A 21304-nucleotide genomic window follows, 5' to 3' on the forward strand; every position below is an offset into this window, starting at 1 on the left:
TGCTCGTGTTGCTCTTCTTACTCACTGCCAGGACTGCTTTCTCCGGGACCTTCCGTCCCAGTATCAGGCTGTCCACAGCACAGGGGGAACTTCAGTGCGGTCGATTCCCCCGGCGTGGATCGCGCAGACGAAGCCGGGTGGGGTGATCCTCGCGCCGTGGGAGTCGCCGTGGTTCTGCTACGGGCTGTTGCGACTGACCGTGGACGGATACGGGGCTGCCTCGGGCTCCTTCTCCCCGCACTCGGCGTTCATGCTGATGCGCGGACAGCGCACGGACCTACGGATCTATCGCGATGTGGTCCGGGACGAACAGCTGCCGGTCGAATCCTGTACTCGGCTGCCTCCGTGGGCCGTCTCCAGCGACGACTGGGCAGCTCAGTTCGCGGTCGGACTCCAGCTTCGCAACGTCTGGCGGACCTGGCAGGACAACCCAGACGTGAAGGGCGTCGCCTCGCGGTTGTGGCTGGCCACGACCGATGCCACGTCATGGGCCGCCGTGGATTGGGATGGCGAGACCTCCGACCGGTTCATCGTGTGGGAGTACGGGCCGCGGCGCTTGTGGGAATCGGTCGAGGGCGCCTACGGCTGGTGGCGCGCTGTGGGCCGCCCCGGGCCCGAACGCTTCGGTCTCACCGTTCGCCCGGACGGAACCCGCATGGCTTGGTTCGACACGCCGGACCGTGCCGTGCCCGACTTGAGCTGACCGATGGCCCCTTTGCCCCGTCGGGTGTTGGCTCGGCGGGGCACTTTGGTGTGGGGCCTTCCGTCGCGGGTGGGCGGGGCGTCTTCGCGTAGCAGGGTTGGCTGTCCGGGAGGACACGCCCTGGAAACAATTCTGCAATCTCTTGCGCAAAGTCTTGCAGGGCCCTTACCTGGCCCCTACGGTCGCTGGCATCCCCACCTCTTCCGCCAGGAGGCCCCCCGCATGCCTGCCAGAGCCGTCAGGGCTGCAACTCTTTTCGCCGTCACCACACTTGCCGCCGCTGCGCTCACCGGCCAGGCGCCGCGGGCCGTTGCCGCGGCGCCCGGTGGCAAGGACGTCACCGCCGTTCTGTTCGAGTGGCGCTTCGACTCCGTCGCCAAGGCCTGCACCGATTCGCTCGGGCCCGCCGGGTACGGGTACGTGCAGGTCTCGCCGCCCCAGGAGCACATCCAGGGTTCGCAGTGGTGGACCTCGTACCAGCCCGTCAGTTACAAGATCGCCGGGCGGCTCGGGGACCGGGCGGCGTTCAAGGCCATGGTCGACACCTGTCACGCCGCCGGGGTGAAGGTCGTCGCCGACTCGGTGATCAACCACATGGCCGCCGGTGACGGGGTCGGGACGGGTGGGTCGTCGTACACGAAGTACGACTATCCCGGGATCTACTCCGGCGCCGACATGGACGACTGCCGCGCCACCATCTCCAACTATCAGGACCGGGCCAACGTCCAGAACTGCGAGCTCGTGCAGCTGGCCGATCTGGACACGGGCGAGGACTACGTACGCGGGCGGATCGCCGGGTACCTGAACGACCTGCTGTCGCTGGGCGTCGACGGGTTCCGCATCGACGCCGCCAAGCACATGCCCGCCGCCGACCTCGCGAACATCAAGTCCCGGCTGACGAACCCCTCCGTCTACTGGAAGCAGGAGGCGATCTTCGGGAGTGGCGAGGCCGTCTCGCCGAGCGAGTACCTCGGCAACGGCGACGTGCAGGAGTTCCGTTACGCCCGGGACCTCAAGCGGGTCTTCCAGAGCGAGAACCTGGCGTACCTGAAGAACTTCGGTGAGGCCTGGGGGTACATGCCCTCCGGGCAGTCCGCCGTCTTCGTCGACAACCACGACACCGAGCGGGTCGGCGACACCCTGAACTACAAGGACGGCTCCGCCTACACGCTCGCGAGCGTCTTCATGCTGGCCTGGCCGTACGGGTCCCCCGACGTGCACTCCGGGTACGAGTGGACCGACAAGGACGCCGGACCGCCGAACGGCGGCTCGGTGAACGCCTGTTACGCCGACGGGTGGAAGTGCCAGCACGCCTGGCGGGAGATCTCCTCCATGGTCGGGTTCCGCAACGCCACGCGCGGGCAGGCCGTCACCGACTGGTGGGACAACGGCGGCGACCAGATCGCGTTCGGGCGCGGTGCCAAGGGGTACGTCGTCATCAATCACGAGGGGTCCCCCCTCGCCCGTACGTTTCAGACCTCGCTCGCGGCCGGCGACTACTGCGACGTGCAGAGCGGCCGTACGGTCACGGTGAACTCCGCCGGGCAGTTCACGGCGACCGTCGGGGCCGGTACCGCCCTCGCCCTGCACGTGAACGCCCGTACCTGCACCGGCACGCCGGCGAACCCCGCCGGCGCCGCCTTCGCCGTCAACGCCGCCACCGTTCCCGGGCAGAACATCTACGTCACCGGGGACCGCGCCGAGCTCGGCGGCTGGAACACCGGCAGCGCACTGAAGCTCGACCCCGCGGCCTACCCCGTCTGGAAGCTCGACGTGACGCTCCCGGCCGGGACCGCCTTCTCGTACAAGTACCTCCGCAAGGACGCCGCCGGGAACGTCACCTGGGAGAGCGGTGCCAACCGCACCGCGACCGTCCCGGCGAGCGGCACGGTCGTGCTGAACGACACCTGGCGCAACTGACCCCCTCCGCACCCACAGACCAGGGCCGCCCGGTGTTCCACAACCCTGCCATCCGCCGGGCGGCCCTCACGTACACAAGGAGACCCGCCTTGATACGCCCCGCCGCAGGAGTGATCGCCGCCGCCCTGGCCGTGACGCTCCTGCCCGCCCTCCCGGCAGCGGCCGCCGCGCCGCCCGCCCCGCCCTCGGACGCGAAACTGGCCGCCGAGCCCGCACGGCACGACCTGACCCGGGAGCAGTTCTACTTCGTCCTCCCGGACCGGTTCGCGAACGGCGATCCGCGCAACGACGCGGGCGGCCTGACCGGCACCCGGCTGGAGACCGGGCTGGACCCGACGGACAAGGGCTTCTACCAGGGCGGCGACCTCAAGGGCCTGACCGACCGGCTCGACTACATCAAGGGGGTCGGCACCACCGCCATCTGGATGGCGCCGATCTTCAAGAACCAGCCGGTGCAGGGGAAGGGGGCCGACGTATCCGCCGGGTATCACGGGTACTGGATCACGGACTTCACCCAGGTCGACCCGCATTTCGGCACCAATGCCGACCTGGAGCGGCTGATCGACAAGGCGCACGCGAAGGGGATGAAAGTCTTCTTCGACGTCATCACCAACCACACGGCCGACGTCGTCGACTACCGGGAGCAGTCGTACTCCTACCTGTCCAAGGGGGCCTTTCCCTATCTGACGAAGGACGGGGTGCCCTTCGATGACTCCGATTACGCCGACGGGACGGGGGCACCTCCCGGCGGCAGCCGGGGGAAGAAGTTCCCCGCGGTCGGCGCCGGGTCCTTTCCGCGGACGCCGTTCGTGCCCGAGGGGAAGAAGAGCCTGAAGGCTCCCGCCTGGCTCAACGATCCGACGATGTACCACAACCGGGGCGACTCCACCTTCGCCGGGGAGTCCTCCGAGCAGGGCGACTTCTTCGGCCTCGACGACCTGTGGACCGAGCGCCCCGAGGTCGTCAGCGGGATGGAGAAGATCTACGAGAAGTGGGTCAAGGACTTCGCGATCGACGGCTTCCGCATCGACACGGTCAAGCACGTCAACACCGGGTTCTGGACGCAGTGGGCCACCGCCCTCGACAAGTACGCTGCCGCGCGCGGCCGGAAGAACTTCTTCATGTTCGGCGAGGTCTACTCTGCCGACACCGCCGTCACCTCCCCGTACGTGACGCAGGGGCGCCTCGACGCCACCCTCGACTTCCCGCTGCAGGACGCGATCCGCGCGTACGCCTCCCAGGGCGCGGCGGCTTCGCGGCTGGGCTCCGTGCTGGCCGACGACTACCGGTACACCACGGACAAGGCGAACGCGTACGAGCAGGTCACCTTCCTCGGCAACCACGACATGGGCCGCTTCGGGAGCTTCCTGAAGCAGGACCGGCCGGGAGCGGGGGAACAGGAGCTGCTGGACCGCTACCGGCTCGCCAACGAGCTGATGTTCTTCTCCCGGGGCAACCCGGTGATCTACTCCGGCGACGAGCAGGGCTTCACGGGCGCGGGCGGCGACAAGGACGCCCGGCAGCCGCTGTTCGCCACGAAGGTCGCCGACTACCTGGACGACGACCAGCTCGGAACGGTGCGCACACATGCGAGCGATGCCTACGATCCAGAGCACCCGCTCTACAAGGAGATCAGTGCTCTCTCGAAGCTGACCAAGGCCCACCCGGCCCTGCGTGACGGCGTCCAGAGTGAACGTTTCTCCGACGGTTCCGTCTACGCCTTCGCCCGTACGGACACCCGGACCCGCACCGAGTACCTGGTCGCCGCCAACAACGGAACCGAGGCGCGGACCGTCGAGCTCGACGCCCCGGCGGGCGCCCAGTACCGCACCCTGTACGGCGGCACCGCGCTGATCCGGTCCTCGGCGGCCGGCAAGCTCACCGTCCCCGTCCCCGCCCTCGGCTCGGTGGTCCTCCAGGCGATCGCCCCCCTCGCGGCCCCCGCCGCCAAGCCCGCCCTGACCCTGAAGGCCCCGGCCCCCGGCGCCACCGGCACCGCCGAGCTGTCCGCCGACGTCACCGGAGGCGGCCTCAACCGGGTCGTCTTCGCCGCCCAGACCGGCACCGGCCCGTGGCAGGTCCTCGGATCCGCCGACCACGCCCCGTACAAGGTCACCCAGCACATCACGGCCCCGGCCGGCACGGCCCTGCGCTACAAGGCCGTCGCCGTCGACTCTGCCGGCCGCACCGCGAGCACCCTCGCCGGGTCCGTCTCCGGCCAGGTCCCGCCCGCCCCGGTCCCCACCGCCACCCAGCGCGACTACGCCGTCGTCCACTACCGCCGCCCCGACGGCGACTACACGAACTGGCGCCTGTACGCCTGGGGCGACCTCGCCGACGGCGAAGCCACCCCGTGGCCGGCCGGTCACGACTTCACCGGCCGCGACGCGTACGGCGCGTTCGCCTACGTCAAGCTCAAGCCCGGTGCCTCCTCCATCGGCTACCTCGTCATCGACAAGGACGGCAACAAGGACGTCGCCGCCGACCGCACCCTCGACGTGACGAAGAGCGGTGAGATCTGGCTGGATCAGGGCCAGGAGGCGGCCCGCACCGACCGCCCCGCCTACCCGCCGCAGGACCCGGCCAAGGCCGTCCTCCACTACCGGCGCGCCGACGGCGCCTACGACGGCTGGGGCCTGCACGTCTGGACCGGCGCCGCGAACCCCACCGACTGGTCCAAGCCGCTGATGCCCGCCCGCACCGACTCCTACGGAGCCGTGTACGAGGTCCCGCTCGCGGAAGGCGCCACCAGCCTGGGCTACATCCTCCACAAGGGCGACGAGAAGGACCTCCCCTCCGACCAGTCCCTCGACCTGAAGGCCACCGGCCACGAGGTCTGGATGCTGGGCGGCCGGGCCCCGTACCTCCTCCCGCAGTCCGCCGGCTCCTCCGCCGCCCTGGACCTCGCCAAGTCCCAGGCCGTCTGGATCGACCGCGACACCCTCGCCTGGAACGCCCCCGCGGCGGCCGCCTCCGTACAGCTCCTCGCCTCCCGCGACGGCACCGTCACCGCGGAGAACGGCGTCCTGCACGAGAGCGGCGCGCAGTGGCTGCGCCTCGCCAAGTCCGAGCTCACCGCCGCCCAGAAGCAGAAGTTCCCGCACCTGGCCTCGTACGCCGCCTACACCGTCGACCCGCGTGACCGGGGCCGCGTACGGGACGCCCTGCGCGGCCAGCTCGTCGCGAGCGCCCGCGCCGCGAACGGCGCCGTCCTGGCCGCGACCGGCGTCCAGCTCGCCGGCGTACTCGACGACCTGTACGCCAACACGGCCGCGCTCGGCCCGGTCTTCAAGGACGGCCGCCCCACCCTGTCCGTCTGGGCCCCCACGGCCCGGCAGGTCGCCCTCGAACTCGACGGCCGCACCGTTGCCATGCACCGCGACGACGCCACCGGCGTCTGGTCGGTGCGCGGCGAGCGCAACTGGACCGGCAAGCCGTACCGCTACGACGTGACCGTGTGGGCCCCGAGCACCCGCCAGATGGTCCGCAACCTCGTCACCGACCCGTACTCGACCGCCCTGACCACGGACTCCACGTACAGCCTGGCCGTCGACCTGGCCGACCCGAAGCTGGCCCCGCCCGGCTGGGGCACCCTGCGCAAGCCCGCGCCCGTCCCCTTCACCTCGGCGCAGATCCAGGAGCTCCACATCCGCGACTTCTCGGTCGCGGACCGCACGAGCGCCCACCCCGGGCAGTACCTGGCGTTCACCGACACCGGTTCGGCGGGCATGCAGCACCTGCGGGCCCTGGCCGCGTCGGGCACCTCGTACGTCCACCTCCTGCCCGCCTTCGACATCGGCACCATCCCGGAGAAGGCCTCCGACCGCACCGAACCGGCCTGCGACCTGAAGGTGTACGCGCCGGACTCGCCGGAGCAGCAGGCCTGCGTGGCCGCCGCGGCCGCGAAGGACGCGTACAACTGGGGCTACGACCCGCTGCACTACACCGTCCCGGAGGGCTCGTACGCGAGCGACCCGAACGGCACGGCCCGTACGGTCGAGTTCCGCAGGATGGTCCAGTCGCTGAACGGGGCCGGCCTGCGCACGGTGATGGACGTGGTCTACAACCACACCGTGGCCGCCGGCCAGTCCGACAAGTCGGTCCTGGACCGCATCGTGCCGGGCTACTACCAGCGGCTGCTGGCGGACGGCTCGGTCGCCAACTCCAGCTGCTGCGCCAACACGGCTCCCGAGAACGCCATGATGGGCCGGCTCGTCGTGGACTCGATCGTCACCTGGGCCAAGGAGTACAAGGTCGACGGCTTCCGCTTCGACCTGATGGGCCACCACCCGAAGGCGAACATCCTGGCCGTCCGGGGGGCCCTCGACGCGCTCACCGTCGCCAAGGACGGCGTCGACGGCAAGAAGATCATCCTCTACGGGGAGGGCTGGAACTTCGGCGAGGTCGCGGACGACGCCCGCTTCGTCCAGGCCACGCAGAAGAACATGGCCGGCACCGGCATCGCCACCTTCTCGGACCGCTCGCGCGACGCGGTCCGCGGCGGCGGCCCCTTCGACGAGGACCCGCGCGTCCAGGGCTTCGCCTCGGGCCTGTTCACGGCCCCGAACGCCTCGCCCGCGAACGGCACCCCCGACCAGCAGCGGGCCCGTCTGCTGCACGCCCAGGACCTGATCAAGGTCGGGCTGTCCGGCAACCTCGCCTCGTACGCCTTCACGGACACCACGGGCCGGCACACCCTGGGCTCCGAGGTGGACTACAACGGCGCCCCGGCCGGCTACGCGGCGGCTCCGGGCGACGCCCTCTCCTACGCGGACGCCCACGACAACGAAACCCTGGCCGACGCCCTCGCGTACAAGCTCCCGCAGGGCACCTCCACCGCCGACCAGGCCCGGATGCAGGTCCTGGCGATGGCCGTCGGCACCCTTTCCCAGGGCCCGTCACTGTCCCAGGCGGGCACCGACCTGCTGCGCTCGAAGTCCCTGGACCGCAACTCGTACGACAGCGGCGACTGGTTCAACGCGATCCACTGGGACTGCCGTGACGGCAACGGCTTCGGCCGGGGCCTGCCGCCGGCCGCCGACAACGGCTCCAAGTGGCCGTACGCGAAGCCCCTGCTGACCGGCCCGGCACCCGCTTGCGCCGACATCACGGGCGCCTCGGCGGCCTACCGCGACCTGCTGAAGATCCGTACGACGGAACGGTCCTTCGCCCTCACCACGCCGGAGGCGGTCCAGGCCGCGCTGGCCTTCCCGCTCTCCGGCAAGGAGGAGACCCCGGGGGTGATCACCATGACCCTCGGCGACCTGGTGGTGGTCTTCAACGCCACCCCCGCCGCGCAGCCCCAGCGCATCCCGGCCCTCGCGGGCACCGCCTACGCTCTGCACCCGGTCCAGGCGGCCGGCTCCGACCCCGCGGTCAAGCAGGCGACGTACGACGCGCGGACGGGAGAGTTCACCACCCCGGCCCGCACGGTCGCCGTCTTCACACGACGGTGAGCTGATCGAGCCGCTTCTCCAACAGGATGACCCCGTACACGCGGCCGTCCTTGCCCTCCTTGTGGGGGAACTCCCCGACCACCCGGTAGCCCGCGCCCAAGTAGTACGCGAGCAGCCGGGGGTTGGTGGAGACGGAGTCCAGCCGCGCCCGCGGCAATCCGGACCCGGCGATCCGGCGCTCGGCATGTTCGAGCAGCCGGCGCCCGGCCCCCGCGGGCGCGGTTTCGCGTTCCACCATCAGCCGGTGCACGTAGCCGGCGACCGGCGGCTGTACGCCCCAGGCCTCCTCGTCGGAGAACCACAGCTCGTACGCGCCGATGATCCGCCCGTCGCTGTCCCCGGCGAGCCACACCTCGCCCTCGCGCATCTTCGCCAGGAAGTGCGCGGCGTCCTTGTCCCCGGGCTTCCACTGGTCGATCCCGTGCTTCTGCATCCACCGGGCGGCCTGGTCGTACAGGGCCACCAGCGTGCCGGCGTCCTTCTCCACGGCCCGCCGGAACAAGATCCCTTCATCAATGATCACGGGCGTATTATCACGCGGATGATCAACAGGGGCCGGGCGCCCCGGGCTCCGCGGTGGCGGGGACGAGGCCGACGAGCCGCCCGACCAGCTCCCCGAAGGGCCCGTCGGCCGGCTCGTCGGCCAGGATCCGCCCGAGGATCCGGGCCATCTCCGTGTTGTACGCGGCGCTCACGGCGGCCAGCGCGGCGAAGTCGTGCACGAGCTGGAGCTCCAGCTCGCCCCGCGGGATCCGCCGCCCCTCCAGCCAGATCAGCGCGGTGGATTCCGCGAGCGACACCCAGGAGCGCACGACGAGCTCCAGCCGCGCGGGCGGCTTCTCGATCCCGATGTGCTTGAGGATCTGGTCGCACGCGGCCTGCCGGACCTCGTCGATCATCGCGTTGGTCCGGTTGCTGCCGACCGCCGGCCCGCCGCGCATCAGCGCCGAGAAGCCGGGTCCGTGGTCGTCGACGAACGCGAAGAACCGGCCCATGACGCGCAGCAGCCGCGCCCCGAGCGGTCCTTCCTGCGGCTCCACGAACCGCTGCGCGAGCTCGTCGGCGGCCCGCCGCAGCGCGGCCTCGTACAGGCTCAGCTTGCCCGGGAAATAGTGGTAGACGAGCGGCCGCGATATGCCGGCGGCCGCCGCGATCTCGTCGATCGACACGTCGTCGGGCGACCTGTGGCTGAACAGCTCCAGGGCCACCCCGATCAGCTGCTGCCGCCGCTCCTCGACACCCATCCTGCGCCGCGTCCCGGTAGTCATGCGGACACCCTACTGGGCGCGCCGCAGGGCTCAGAGGTCGAGGACCAGGTGGTCGTCCTCGGCGCGGGAGACGCACAGGAGCATCGAGTCCTCGTGTTCCCCGTCCGTGAGGAGGGTGTCGCGGTGGTCCACCCCGCCTGCGAGGACGCGGTGTTGGCAGGTGCCGCAGAAGCCCTGTTCGCAGGAGTACGGGGTGGCGGGGAGCTCGCGGCGGACGGCGGTCAGGGCGGATTCGTCCGCCGCGACCTCGATCGTGCGGCCCGAGCGGTGGAGTTCCACCGTGAAGGGGCGCGAGGTCCCGGTCGCGGAGGACGGAGCGAAGCGTTCCAGGTGGACGGCCGACGGGTCCGGGGCTGCCGCCCGGACCGCCTGCATCAGGGGGTCGGGGCCGCAGCAGTAGACCAGGGTGCCCGGGGCGGTCCTGGCCAGCCCGGACAGGTCGGGGAGGCCCGCCTCGTCCTGCGGGACGATCGTGACCCGCGGACCGTACGCCTCCAGTTCGCCGAGGAAGGGCATCGAGGCGCGGGTGCGGCCGCCGTAGAGGAGGGTCCAGTCCGCGCCCGCCGCCGTGGCTGCGCGCAGCATCGGCAGGATCGGGGTGATGCCGATGCCGCCCGCGATGAACGCGTAGGACGGCGAAGGGGCCAGCTCGAAGCGGTTGCGCGGCGGGCGCAGGTGCAGTTCGGCGCCCTCCACCAGCTGCGCGTGCGCCTCGCGAGAGCCGCCGCGGCCGTCCTCGACCAGGCGGATCGCGATCGTGTGGCGGCCCGCGTCGGCCGGGTCGCCGCAGAGGCTGTACTGGCGGATCAGGCCCGAGGGGAGCCGGACGTCCACGTGGGCGCCCGGGGTCCACGGCGGGAGCTCCGGGGATTCGAGGGTCAGGGCCATGACCCCGTCGGCCGGCTCCGTACGGGACACGATCAGCGCGGGCAGCCATCGGCGCGGCGAGTGGCCCGAGACCGGGGTCTCCAGCGCCGGGAGGGGCCACAGGGGGGAGCGGGCGATGCGGCGGCGCAGGGCGCGGCGGGCCAGCAGCGCCGCACCCGCCAGCGCCGCCGCCTTCAGGGCGCGGCTCATGCCGTGGCACCGCCGTTCGCGCCGGGGGAGGCGGCCAGGTAGGCCGCGGCCTGGGCCGTCGAGCCCTCCTGGGAGGGGTGGTACGTACGGGAGAGGTATGTCGGGATCGACTTGAGCATCGCGCCCGTCGAGGGGAGCGTGCCCTGCTGCCCCGCGCGGAAGAACTGGCCGAACGAGGCCCTGGCGCCGGGCAGTTCGGGGTCGTTCTCCATGAAGAAGCGGGTGCCCCGCTGCCACAGGAAGACGAGCGCCGTGAACGCGGTGGCCCAGGTCCGGGCCCGGCGCCGGTAGCCGCCGTCGACGTGCATGAAGAGGTCGAAGGCCACCGAGCGGTGCTCGACCTCCTCCGCGCCGTGCCAGCGCAGCAGGTCCAGCATCACGGGGTCCGCGCCCCTGCGGTCCAGTTCGTCCGCGTTGAGGACCCAGTTGCCGAGGAACGCCGTGTAGTGCTCGATCGCCGCGATCATCGCGACCCGCTCCATGAGCCACCAGTGGCGGGCCTTGCCCGGGGGAAGCGTCCGGTCGCCGAGCAGCTTCTCGAAGAGCCAGTCCACCTGCGCCGTGTAGGGCGTCGGGTCCAGGCCCAGCCGCTTCAGGTGGGGCAGCACGTCGTCGTGCGCGGCGGCGTGCATGGCTTCCTGGCCGATGAACCCGACGACGTCCGCATGCAATTGCTCGTCCTCGATGTACGGGAGCACCTGCTTGTAGACGTGTACGAACCAGCGCTCGCCCGCGGGCAGCAGCAGGTGCAGCACGTTGATGGTGTGGGTGGCGAACGGGTCGCCGGGCAGCCAGTGGAGCGGGGTGTCCTCCCAGCCGAAGGACACGTTCCGCGCCTTGAGCGCTGTGTGTTCCGACGCCACGGAGGCGGGCGCGGGCGGCGTATTAGACATGGCGTCAATGTACTGAGGGGTAGGGGAGAGGAAAACCCCTCTGCGCCCACCACTTCACGCAGGAGTCCCCCGGGCGCGCACCGCGCCCGGGGGACTCAGGTCTGCCGTCCGGCTCGTCCGGCTTGTTCGGCTAGCGCTCGGCGTGGCCGCTCGCGATGGCCCACTCGCGGTTGAGCGTGCCCAGCGGGATCTTGCGCTCGAAGAGCGGCGTGCCGAACAGGGAGAGCTGCAGCTGCAGGTTCCCGCTCAGGTCGAAGCCGCCGTACAGCGCCCAGGCGCCGCTGAGGGAGGTCTTGCCGTCACTGGACGCGGACGCCTTGGCGTCGGCCTCGCCGCGCAGGTAGGGGGCGAAGTCCGCGCTGACGCCGACGGCCCCGTACAGGCCGACGGAAGCCTCGGCGCCGAGCGCGCCCTTGACCTTGCCGGAGGCGGCGACGGTGGCCGTGACCGGGGTGCTCTTCACGTTCGACGCGCTGACCGGCGTCCAGCCCTTGCCCAGCGTGTAGGTGCCGCCGACCTTGAAGTCGCCCTTGACGTCCTGCTGGACGTCGAGGGTCACGCGGCCGTCCGCCTCCACCTGGACGTAGCAGGTCAGGTCGAGGTTGACGACGACCGGCACCGGGCCGACCTGGATGACGGGAGCACTGTGCAGCTTGGCGAAGGGGATCCGCTTGGGCGCCCCGGTGCTCGCGGCGGCGCGGCCCTGGAGCTTCCACTGCGAGGACCAGTCGCCGCTCATGCCGAGGGAGGCGGACCGCGGACCGGTCGCGCCGCCGTCGTACGAGAACTCCACCTGGGGGGCGAGCTGGACGAACCCGGACACCGAGGCGCCGGCCGAGGCGGGTGCGTCGGGGGCGGTGTCGACGGCGGCGTTCACGTCGAGGCGGAGGTTGCCGAGCGGCAGCTTGGCGCTCTGGGGGCCGAACTTCACGCCCTGGCTCTTGGCCCAGGAGAACGTGACACCCTTCATCAAGGGCTCGACGGTGACCGATGCCGGGTCGACGGGGACCTTGCCGTCGGCCTTGTCGTCGTTGAGGACGGAGGCGAGTGTCGTGGAGGCGGTCTTGACCTCGGTCCCGCGGTCGGTCTTCCCGACGACCTCGGTGACCTTGGCGAGCAGGCCGTTGGGGGCGCCGGGCGCCGGGGCGCTGGCGATGACGTCGCCGACCGCGACGGGCTTGTCGGCCTCGGGGGACTTGCCCGGCTCCGGGGACCTGCCCGTCTCGGGGGACTTGCCGCTCTCGTGGGACTTGCCCGGTGCGGGCGACTTGGGGGCGGGCCCCTGCGGGGCCTTGGCTATGACGGCCCGTCCGCTCGCCTGGTCGTACGAGGCGACCTTCAGCGAGGACTTCTCGGTCTTGCCCTTCCCGTCGGCGCGGGCCACGGCCGCCGGTGTGGGCGTTCCCTGAGGCGCCGCGGCAACTTCGAGCTGCTGCGACGTGCCGTCGCCCGCGGGCGCGAGGGTGGCGGGGGCGGCCGCGTCGGCGGCCCCGGTGTGGGGGGTGGAGGAGCAGCCGGTGGCGGTGAGCGCCAGTGTGGTCAGGCCGGGAAGCAGGAGGCGTCGGGCGAGCGTGCGCACGTGGTTGACCTTCGGTACGTGAGGGGTGTGGGGGGTTACCGCTTGGTAACCGGAATCCGATCATGCCATGCGAGCGCCATGGCAGTCATGTCCGGATCCCGCCAACTCCCCGGCCGTCCTTGACGGTTGAAGGTTCACCCACCTGCTGGGGCTACCGGAGCACCCCCGCCTTGGTACCGTCCGTGAGCTTGCCCGCCAGCTCCACCTGCGTGCCCGCGGGCGCCTTCAACGCCAGCCGGTTGCCGTTCGCCGTCCCGTTCACCTCGCCGCCCGACACCGACAGCGACGCGAACTGCGCACTGCCCGCCGCCAGCACGTACCACTGACCCGCCTTCGACTTCCACAGCACGCCCGCCAGCACCCGCGGCTCCCGCGGCCCGCACGCCGGCGTGCCCTCCGCCTTCGCCGCCTGGGCGGCCTGCGTGGCGCCCGGGGTCAGGAACTGCGCCTGCACCCGGTCCTCGGTACCCGCCCAGGTCTCCGCCCGGGTGCACAGCCAGGCCGCCGTCCCGTCGCCCTCGGGCAGCGGCTGCTTCGCGTACGTCCAGGCGTTGACGCTGCGGACGCCGTGCGAGCGGACCGACGGCAGCAGGCACGCGATCCGCGACCAGTCGCCGAGCTCCGCACCTGCCGCCACATCGCGCTCGGCGCCCGGCGCGCCCGAGGTGAGCCGGGCCGGGGTCAGCTCGCCGAGGTCGGTGACGAGCCTCGTCGCGCCGTCGCCGGTCAGGGCCAGGGCGTTCCAGCCGGTGCAGTTGCCCGCCGGGGCGGGGCTCGCCACCGGCGGGGTGATCCCGTCCCGGCCCAGCTTCAGCGCCGTCGGGGCGTCATCGGGCTTGAGCAGGTCCCGCAGCGCCGCGCCGGTGACCCACGGCGCGGTCAGGTAGCGGACGTTCCCGTCGACCCGGCTCAGCACCAGCGCGGTCGAGGTGTCCGCCGAGGCGCCGTCGGTCCGGGCGAAGTCGAGTGCGGCCGCCGACGTCCCGGTGCGCGGCTCGGCGTACCGGACCACGCGCAGGCCGTCGTACAGCAGGACCACCACCGCCTGGTCCACCGTCCCCGCGAACAGCAGCTGCGGCGGGCCCATCGGCGGGCCGGGCGGCGTGCCGGGCGTGGCCGAGGCGGTCACCGCCGGGCCGGGCCGGGCCCAGACCGCCAGCGCCCGGCGCAGCAGTTCGGCGTCGTCGGTGCGGTCGCCGCGGGCGGGCCAGGTGGAGAAGCCCGTACGGGAGGACGTACGCCAGGCGGCGGGCGCGACCCGGACCAGCTTCCCCGGATCCAGGGCCTGTTCCGCAGCCGCGTTGCGTGCGTACGGCGGGGCGGCGGCCCCGTCCGCGCCCCAGCCGCCGCCGGGCAGCGCGAGCAGTGCCCCGCACACGGCGAGCGCGGCACCGGCGGCCAGGGCGGCCCGGCCGAGCCGCCGCCGGCGCAGCAGATCGGTGGGCCGCGCCTGGAGCACGCACGGATCGAACTCGGGGGAGGCGAACAGGGCGTCGTTGGCCGGATCCCCGGATTCCGCGACCGCGGCCGCGGGGTTCGCCACCCCTGCCTCGGTGAGTACCCGGAGCACCTCCGGCTCCGGCAGCCGTTCCAGGGCGCGCAGGACGCAGGCCGCCCGGCCGGGCCCGTCGAGGGTGGCCAGCCACTGGTCCAGGGCCAGCTCCTCGGCCCCGCCGGAACGCGGGAACAGCCGCAGCCCCCACACCTGGGGGAGCAGCGGAGGCAGCTGCGCCCGCCGGGGCAGCGCGCCGAAGGTCAGCGGGATCCCGGCCTCCAGGGCGGCGCGCAGCACCCGCAGCCGGACGTACGCGTACCCGGTCTCGGCGCCCGCGGTCCCGCGCTGGCCCGGGACCCCGCCCTGCACCGGGGCCTCGGCGCTGGCGCCGCGCCGCCCGCGCGGCAGCGCCCGCTGGGCCAGCGAATGGGCGGTGAGCACCCGCCGGTTGCGGCCGAGCGCGGGCGGCAGCACCAGATAGGCGAGCCGCACCAGCCGCGGGTAGTGCTCGACGATGGCGGCCTCGGCCAGCTCGACGTCGGGAGGCACGGGAGACGGGGGGCGGGTGGCGGTGTCCGGCGCAGTCACGTTCGGCAGAACGAGCGAATCGCCGGATGGTCACCCGCCCCCAGGTCGCACGTTCGGGTGGAATGCCGGCCGCGGCCGGTCCCGGGACCGGCCGGGGGACGGGTCCGGATCAGGCCGTCAGGCGGGCGCGCAGCGCCTCGACCGCCTCGTCGGGGACGCCGAGTCCCTCGCGCACGTACTTCTCCATCGAGCCGTAGCGGGTGGTCACCTCGTCGAGCGCGGCCTCCAGGTACTCGGGGAAGACCCCGATCAGGCCCAGTGCGATGTCCGGGTTGCCGCCGGCGATGGTGAAGCCCTCGATCATCGGCGCGAAGGCCTGCTTGACCGCCGGATTGACGGACAGGTACTCGGCCATCAGGGTCTCGTCCTCCGCGCCGAGCAGCGACAGGACGACGGTCGCGCCCCAGCCCGTACGGTCCTTGCCGGCCGTGCAGTGGAACAGCAGCGGGCCCGCCTGCGGGTCCGCGAGCTCGGTGAGCAGGGTCCGGTACGCGGCCTGCGCGGAAGCGGTCGACACGAAGGACCGGTAGGTGTCGGCGAACAGTGCCTGCACCTTGCCGCCGCCCAGGTGCTCCTCCGCGACCGCCGGGTCGGACAGCAGGTCCTTGAGCTGCGTGGCGGCCGGGATCGTCCCGGAGTTCAGCTTGTCCGCGAGGACGTCGCCGACCAGGAGGCGCGCGCCCTCGGGTATCCGGTCCGGGTGGGCGGCGCGCTCGGCGTCGGTGCGGAAGTCGATGACCGTACGCAGGCCCAGCGCCGCCACGACCGGGTCGGAGCCGACGTCGAGCCGGTCGAGCTGGCCGGAGCGCAGGGCCAGTCCGGGGCGGACGGTACGGCCGCCGGAGAGGGGGGTGCCGCCGAGGTCGCGGAGGTTGGCGACGGTGGTGGAGGGGGTGGTGGTCGTCATCGTGGCGGCTCCAGCGGTGTGCGTACGGTGCGGGTGGTGCGGGTTGTGCAGGTTGTGTGCAGTCACCCGATTTTCAGTGGTTTCGTCCCGGATCGGCAATCGAAGGCGAGCGAGAGTCCGACCCCGATCCCCAGCGCCGCCAGGTGCCCGGCGTCCGTGAAGGTCCGCCCCCGCTTCAGCGCCGGCAGCGCGGCGAGGGCCAGCAGCCCCACCCGGGCGGCCGTACGGACCGGGCCGCGCGGGAGCGCGGAGGTCAGCGCCCCGAGCACGGCGTTGAAGCCGTAGCTGGTCCCCACGTCCAGGGCCCGCCGGGTCGGCGCGTCGGCCGGCCCGCGCAGGGCGCCGTACACGAGGAGGGTCGCCGTGGCGTGCCCGAACAGGAACACCCCGGCCGTCCACCACGCCCCGTACGCGTACTCCGCGTACCCGAGGACCGCGACGAGCAGCAGCGCGTACGGCAGCGGCATCGGCTCCTCGACGGTGAAGGCGCTGCTCAGCAGGGTCTCCCAGCGGCCGGCGGCGAGGTTGTCGACATTCGTCGAGCAGCCCCGCAGCACCCGGTCCCGCTCCACCGCCCCCAGCCGCTCCAGGGCGTGCGCGCCGAGCTGGACCCCGCCCGCATACACCACGCCGAGCAGCGGCGGCGGCCATGGCAGTGAATTCATCGGATCATGATCGGATACGGCCCGTGGGCTGGCGGAACCGGGTCCCGTGCGAGCATGTTCCTGCCATGCAAGAGATCCCCGCGCCGTTGCGCGCCGCACGAGCCGCGATGTTCGCGGCGGTGTGCACCGCGCTGGGCGCCGCGGGGCATTCGTACATGTCCGGCACGGAAATCCCCCTGATAGCCCTTTTGGGGGCATACGGGGTGACCGGCGGGCTCGCGTGGCTCGGAGCCGGGCGCCGCCGGGGGCCCGTCGGGATCAGCGCGGCGCTGCTCACCGTCCAGGGCGTACTGCACCTGGTCTTCTCCAACAGCCGGGCGGGGCACTCCGGCGGCACCGCGATGTCCGTCCCCGGGCCGATGCCCGGCCACCACCCGGCGGGCGCGGTCCTGCCGGAGGCGGCCGGTGCGGGCGGCATGGACGGCATGGACGGCATGGCCGGGATGGCGGACATGCACGGGATGGCCGGCATGGCCGGGCACGGAGGTCTCGGCATGATCGCCGCGCACGTGCTCGCGGGCCTGTTCTGCGCCGCCTGGCTGGCATGGGGCGAGGCCGCCGCGTTCCGGCTGGCCGCGGTCCTCGGCGCCGCCGCGCTGCTGGCGGCCCGGCCGCTCGCCCGCGCGGTCGCACTGGTCCGGGCCCGCGTGGCGACCGCAGCGCCGCCGCCCGCGCCCCGCCCCTCGTACGAAACCCCGCGCAGGCTGCGCGGGGCCCTGCCCGCCCATGCCCTGGTGCGCCGCGGCCCGCCCGGGTGGCGAGACACCCGCGCCACGGCCCCCGGCCGTCCTGCCTGCGCCTGACCGGCGCACCTCCTCCATCGGCGAGGCGGCGGGACGGGGGGCCGGTTCCCCCGTCTTCGCCAACACCCAGGACCCACATGTCCCTCGAAGAGGTTCAGGACGTCCGCACCCCGGACTCCGCCACGCCCGCCACGGCCGATTCATCCGCCGCGGCCGACACGACCACCGCGGCCGACGCGCCCGACGCACCCGCCGCGCCCTCGAAGCCCGGCACCTGGGCGGCCCTGCGGCCGCTGCTCCTGCGCATGCACTTCTACGCCGGAATCCTGATAGCCCCGCTGCTGTTCCTCGCCGCCGCCACCGGCCTCCTCTACGCCGGCTCCTGGCAGGCCGAGAAGATCCTCTACTCCGACGAGCTGACCGTCGCGAAGGCCGGCGAGAGCGCACTGCCGCTCAGCGCCCAGGTCACCGCAGCCCGGGGCGCTGCTCCCGACGGCAAGGTCGTGGGCGTGTGGCCCGCGCCCGACGCCGAGGCGACCACCCGCGTGATCATGGAGGTCCCCGGGCTGGAGGAGGGCCAGACCCGGACCGTGTTCGTGGATCCGTATACGGCCCACGTCAACGGACAGCTGACCACCTCGGGCGACGCGCTGCCGCTGCGCGCCTGGCTCAGCGAGTTCCACTCCAGCCTCCAGCTGGGCGAGTTCGGCCGGAACTACAGCGAGCTCGCCGCGAGCTGGCTGTGGGTCGTCGCCCTCGGCGGACTCGCCCTGTGGATCGGCCGACGCCGTTCGCGCAAGGCCCTGCTCGTCCTGCCCGACCGCGCCGCCACCGGGCGCCGCAAGACCCTCTCCTGGCACGGCGCCGTCGGCCTCTGGGCCGTCGCCGGACTCGTCGCCCTCTCCGCCACCGGCCTGACCTGGTCGAAGTACGCGGGCGAGCACATCGGGCAGCTCCAGGACAGCCTCGGTGGCGCCACCCCCTCCGTGTCCGCGGCCCTCGCGCCCGGTTCGGCCTCCGGATCCGACGAGCACGCCGGGCACGTGATGACCCCCGGCATGGAGATGCCCCCGCCGCCGCCCACCGCGGACATCGGCATCGACAAGGCCGTGGCCGCCGCCCGCGCCGCCGGCGTCACCGAGGAGCTCCGCGTGACCCTGCCCGCCAAGGGCAAGGGCTACGTGATCAAGGAGCAGGACAAGCAGTTCCCGGTCCACCTGGACTCCGTCGCCGTGGACCCCGCCGACGGCCGGATCATGGACGAACTGCGCTTCGCCGACTACCCCGTCCTCGCGCAGCTGACGCGCTTCGGCATCGACCTGCACATGGGGAAGACCTTCGGCCTCGCCAACCAGATCGCGCTCGCGGCGCTCGCCGTCGCGCTGATGTTCCTCGTCTTCTGGGGCTACCGGATGTGGTGGCTGCGCCGGCCCACCAAGGACCGCGCCCTCTCCGCCGGCCGCGCCCAGCCGCGCGGGGCCTGGCGCAAGGTGCCGCTGACCATGCTGCTCCCGCTCGCCGCCGCGACCGCCGTGGTCGGGTGGTTCGTACCGCTGCTGGGCATCAGCCTGGTCGCCTTCCTGGCGGTCGACGTGCTGCTGGGGGCCGTCGCGGCGCGCCGCGCCAAGGCGGCGCCCGCAGCCTGACCCGGACCTGACCCGGACCTGACCGTGGGCCCGTACTCCGCAGCGGAGTACGGGCCCACCGTCGTGTCAGCTCACCGGCGCGGCGGTTGCGGGGCGTACTTGTAGCCGACCCGGCGCACCGTCTGGATCGCGCCGCGGCGGGCCGCGCCCAGCTTGCGGCGCAGGCGGGCGACGTGGACGTCCACGGTCCGGCCGTCGCCGACGTGGCCGTAGCCCCAGACGGTGGTCACCAGCTGGTCCCGGCTGTGCACCCGGTGCGGGTGCGCCACCAGGTGGGCCAGCAGCTCGAACTCCAGGTACGTCAGGTCGAGGACCCGGCCGTCGACCTCGGCGGTGCGCTGCGCCGCGTCGATGCGGACCAGCTCGTCCCCGGCGGTGGCGGCGGGAGCGGAGGACGGCGCGGGGGCGGGAAGGGGAACGGGCTGCGGGGCGAAGGCGATCGGGGGCTGCTGGTCCGCCGGGACGAGGACCAGGTAGCCGACCATCGGCGGCTGGCCCGGCAGCGCGGGCAGGGTGTGCTGGGGTGCGGGCAGCCAGGTGGCGCCGGGCGGGAGCAGGTCGGCCACGCGGGCGACCTCGTCCCGGTCCACGGCGCGCAGCCGGTGGCGCGGGGCGCCGGCGTGGGGAAGGTGTGCGGTCGCAGCGGATCCGGCAGGGGACAGCGAACGGGTGTGGGTCATGAGTGGTCAGCTCTTTCACGCGGAGTGGTCGGCAGGAGACGTACGTACGTCAACGCGTACCGCGCAGACCGAAGGCCTCGGGGGAAGGTCCGTTGGGGAGGTCCCGGAAGGCTTTAGAGGGCCGGCGCGTTCTTCGCGCGGCAACACACCCGGTCGAAATCGTGATCCTGACGGGAGGGCCAGAACGGTTCGAGGTCTCCGTGACCCGTCGAGGTGTGCGAATAGCCGGCCATGGCCTCATTGAAGCAGATGCCCGGGGCCCGGGGCAGACCTTGTCTCAGCCAGTGGATCGGAATCTCAAACTCAGTGACCGGTCGACATACCGCCCCGGGCAACAGCGGACAGACCGTCAATCGATCAGCCGCTGCCGCCAGTCCGTCCCGGTCACCCGTATCGCATGGTGGGCGGATCCGTCCCAGACCCGGCACGGGGAACCGACAGCGGCGCCCGCCGGGCCACGGGGGCTCGGCGGGCGCGCGTCGGGTGCCGGTGCGGCAGGCGCAGGTCCTAGACCAGGCCTTCCTTCTTCAGGCCCGTGCAGCAGGTGTCCGTGATCAGGCGGGTCACCACGTACGGGTCCACGTTCGCGTTCGGGCGGCGGTCCTCGATGTAGCCCTTGCCGTCCTTCTCCACCTGCCACGGGATGCGGACCGAGGCGCCGCGGTCGGAGACGCCGTAGCTGAACTCGTTCCACGGGGCGGTCTCGTGCAGGCCCGTCAGGCGCTCGTCGATGCCGGCGCCGTAGTTCTTGACGTGGTCCAGCGGCTTGCTGCCCTCGCCCAGCGACTCGCACGCGGTGATGATGGCGCGGTAGTCCTCGCGCATCGCCTTCGTGGAGAAGTTGGTGTGCGCGCCCGCGCCGTTCCAGTCGCCCTTGACCGGCTTCGGGTTCAGCGTCGCGGAGACGTTGAAGTCCTCGGCGGTGCGGTAGAGCAGCCAGCGCGCGATCCACAGCTGGTCGGAGACCTCCAGCGGGCCCACGGGGCCGACCTGGAACTCCCACTGGCCGGGCATGACCTCGGCGTTGATGCCGGAGATGCTCAGGCCCGCCGCGAGGCAGTGGTCCAGGTGCTTCTCGACGATCTCGCGGCCGAAGATCTCGTCCGAGCCGACACCGCAGTAGTAGCCGCCCTGCGCGGCCGGGAAGCCGCCCACCGGGAAGCCGAGCGGCCGGATGCCGTCGAAGAAGGTGTACTCCTGCTCGATGCCGAAGATCGGCTCCTGGTCCGCGAACTGCTCGGCGATCGGACGCAGCAGCGCGCGGGTGTTCGACTCGTGCGGGGTCATGTCGATGTTCATGACCTCGCAGAGCACGAGGACGTTGTCCCCGCCGCGGATCGGGTCCGGGCAGGAGAACACCGGCTGCAGCACCCGGTCGGAGGCGTGTCCCTCGGCCTGGTTGGTGCTCGATCCGTCGAAGCCCCAGATCGGCAGCGCGTCGCCGGCGGCCAGGATCTTCGTCTTGGAGCGCAGCTTCGCCGTCGGCTCGGTGCCGTCGATCCAGATGTACTCAGCCTTGTAGCTCACGGGCCCCATCCTTCGGTGCGTCGCTCCGGCGCAGACTCTGCGGGTGCTGCGTTCGAGGTGCTGCGATTGCGTTGCGGTATGCACCGCAGCGTGCCCGCCCGCGATTTCTCCTCCGTTGCCCGTGTGTGAACCCCGTGTTACCGAGGTTTACCCCGCA

At 72.5% G+C, this 21304-nt stretch carries 14 protein-coding genes and 1 pseudogene; 5 read left to right on the top strand and 10 right to left on the bottom strand.

Features of this window, described 5'->3' with window-relative positions:
• The 3 genes and pseudogenes from ABTY04_RS36630 to pulA form a co-directional block, all read left to right on the top strand.
• Positions 1-703, top strand: a pseudogene (locus ABTY04_RS36630) (hypothetical protein); the annotation flags it as partial.
• A 222-nt stretch (positions 704-925) separates the two neighbouring features.
• Positions 926-2623, top strand: a complete 1698-nt coding sequence (locus ABTY04_RS36635) for a carbohydrate-binding module family 20 domain-containing protein (protein ID WP_352217763.1) — start codon at positions 926-928, stop codon at positions 2621-2623.
• 89 nt (positions 2624-2712) lie between these two features.
• Positions 2713-8079 carry a pullulanase-type alpha-1,6-glucosidase gene (gene pulA / locus ABTY04_RS36640; RefSeq protein WP_352217764.1) on the top strand — a complete coding sequence of 1789 codons (5367 nt, stop codon included), beginning with the start codon at positions 2713-2715 and terminating at the stop codon, positions 8077-8079.
• Here the strand turns inward: pulA and ABTY04_RS36645 are convergent.
• From ABTY04_RS36645 to ABTY04_RS36680, 8 genes are all read right to left on the bottom strand, one after another.
• Positions 8066-8602 (bottom strand): GNAT family N-acetyltransferase, encoded by a 537-nt coding sequence (locus ABTY04_RS36645; protein ID WP_352217765.1) that lies wholly within the window; start codon positions 8600-8602, stop codon positions 8066-8068. The genes pulA and ABTY04_RS36645 overlap by 14 nt on opposite strands.
• Before the next feature lie 22 nt (positions 8603-8624).
• A complete protein-coding gene (locus tag ABTY04_RS36650; RefSeq protein WP_352217766.1) occupies positions 8625-9347 on the bottom strand; it encodes a TetR/AcrR family transcriptional regulator in 723 nt (240 codons plus the stop codon).
• A gap of 30 nt (positions 9348-9377) precedes the next feature.
• A complete protein-coding gene (locus ABTY04_RS36655) occupies positions 9378-10424 on the bottom strand; it encodes a PDR/VanB family oxidoreductase (RefSeq protein WP_352217767.1) in 1047 nt (348 codons plus the stop codon).
• Entirely contained in the window at positions 10421-11317 is an 897-nt protein-coding gene (locus ABTY04_RS36660; protein WP_352217768.1) for a metal-dependent hydrolase, read from the bottom strand. Before ABTY04_RS36660 ends, ABTY04_RS36655 begins: the two co-directional genes overlap by 4 nt.
• A gap of 130 nt (positions 11318-11447) precedes the next feature.
• Positions 11448-12896: a hypothetical protein gene (locus tag ABTY04_RS36665; RefSeq protein WP_352217769.1), complete on the bottom strand. Its 1449-nt coding sequence runs from the start codon at positions 12894-12896 to the stop codon at positions 11448-11450.
• 151 nt (positions 12897-13047) lie between these two features.
• Complete coding sequence (locus ABTY04_RS36670; protein WP_502996794.1) at positions 13048-14979, bottom strand: hypothetical protein; 1932 nt, start codon at positions 14977-14979, stop codon at positions 13048-13050.
• Positions 14980-15088: 109 nt separating this feature from the next.
• Positions 15089-15886, bottom strand: a complete 798-nt coding sequence (locus ABTY04_RS36675; protein WP_352217770.1) for a tyrosine-protein phosphatase — start codon at positions 15884-15886, stop codon at positions 15089-15091.
• Between the two features lie 62 nt (positions 15887-15948).
• Entirely contained in the window at positions 15949-16551 is a 603-nt protein-coding gene (locus ABTY04_RS36680; RefSeq protein WP_352217771.1) for a rhomboid-like protein, read from the bottom strand.
• Positions 16552-16616: 65 nt separating this feature from the next.
• On the opposite strand from ABTY04_RS36680, the gene ABTY04_RS36685 reads away from it, so the two are divergent.
• A complete protein-coding gene (locus ABTY04_RS36685) occupies positions 16617-17354 on the top strand; it encodes a hypothetical protein (RefSeq protein ID WP_352217772.1) in 738 nt (245 codons plus the stop codon).
• A gap of 77 nt (positions 17355-17431) precedes the next feature.
• Positions 17432-18940 (top strand): PepSY-associated TM helix domain-containing protein, encoded by a 1509-nt coding sequence (locus ABTY04_RS36690; protein ID WP_352217773.1) that lies wholly within the window; start codon positions 17432-17434, stop codon positions 18938-18940.
• Between the two features lie 71 nt (positions 18941-19011).
• Here the strand turns inward: ABTY04_RS36690 and ABTY04_RS36695 are convergent, their stop codons facing one another.
• Positions 19012-19620 (bottom strand): winged helix-turn-helix domain-containing protein, encoded by a 609-nt coding sequence (locus ABTY04_RS36695; protein ID WP_352217774.1) that lies wholly within the window; start codon positions 19618-19620, stop codon positions 19012-19014.
• A gap of 507 nt (positions 19621-20127) precedes the next feature.
• Positions 20128-21147, bottom strand: coding sequence for a glutamine synthetase (glnII, locus tag ABTY04_RS36700; RefSeq protein WP_352217775.1), 1020 nt, complete (start codon positions 21145-21147; stop codon positions 20128-20130).
• Positions 21148-21304: the final 157 nt, after the last annotated feature.

The organism is Streptomyces sp. NPDC097981, assembly GCF_040302565.1.
In the GTDB taxonomy this organism is placed as follows: Bacteria; Actinomycetota; Actinomycetes; order Streptomycetales; family Streptomycetaceae; genus Streptomyces.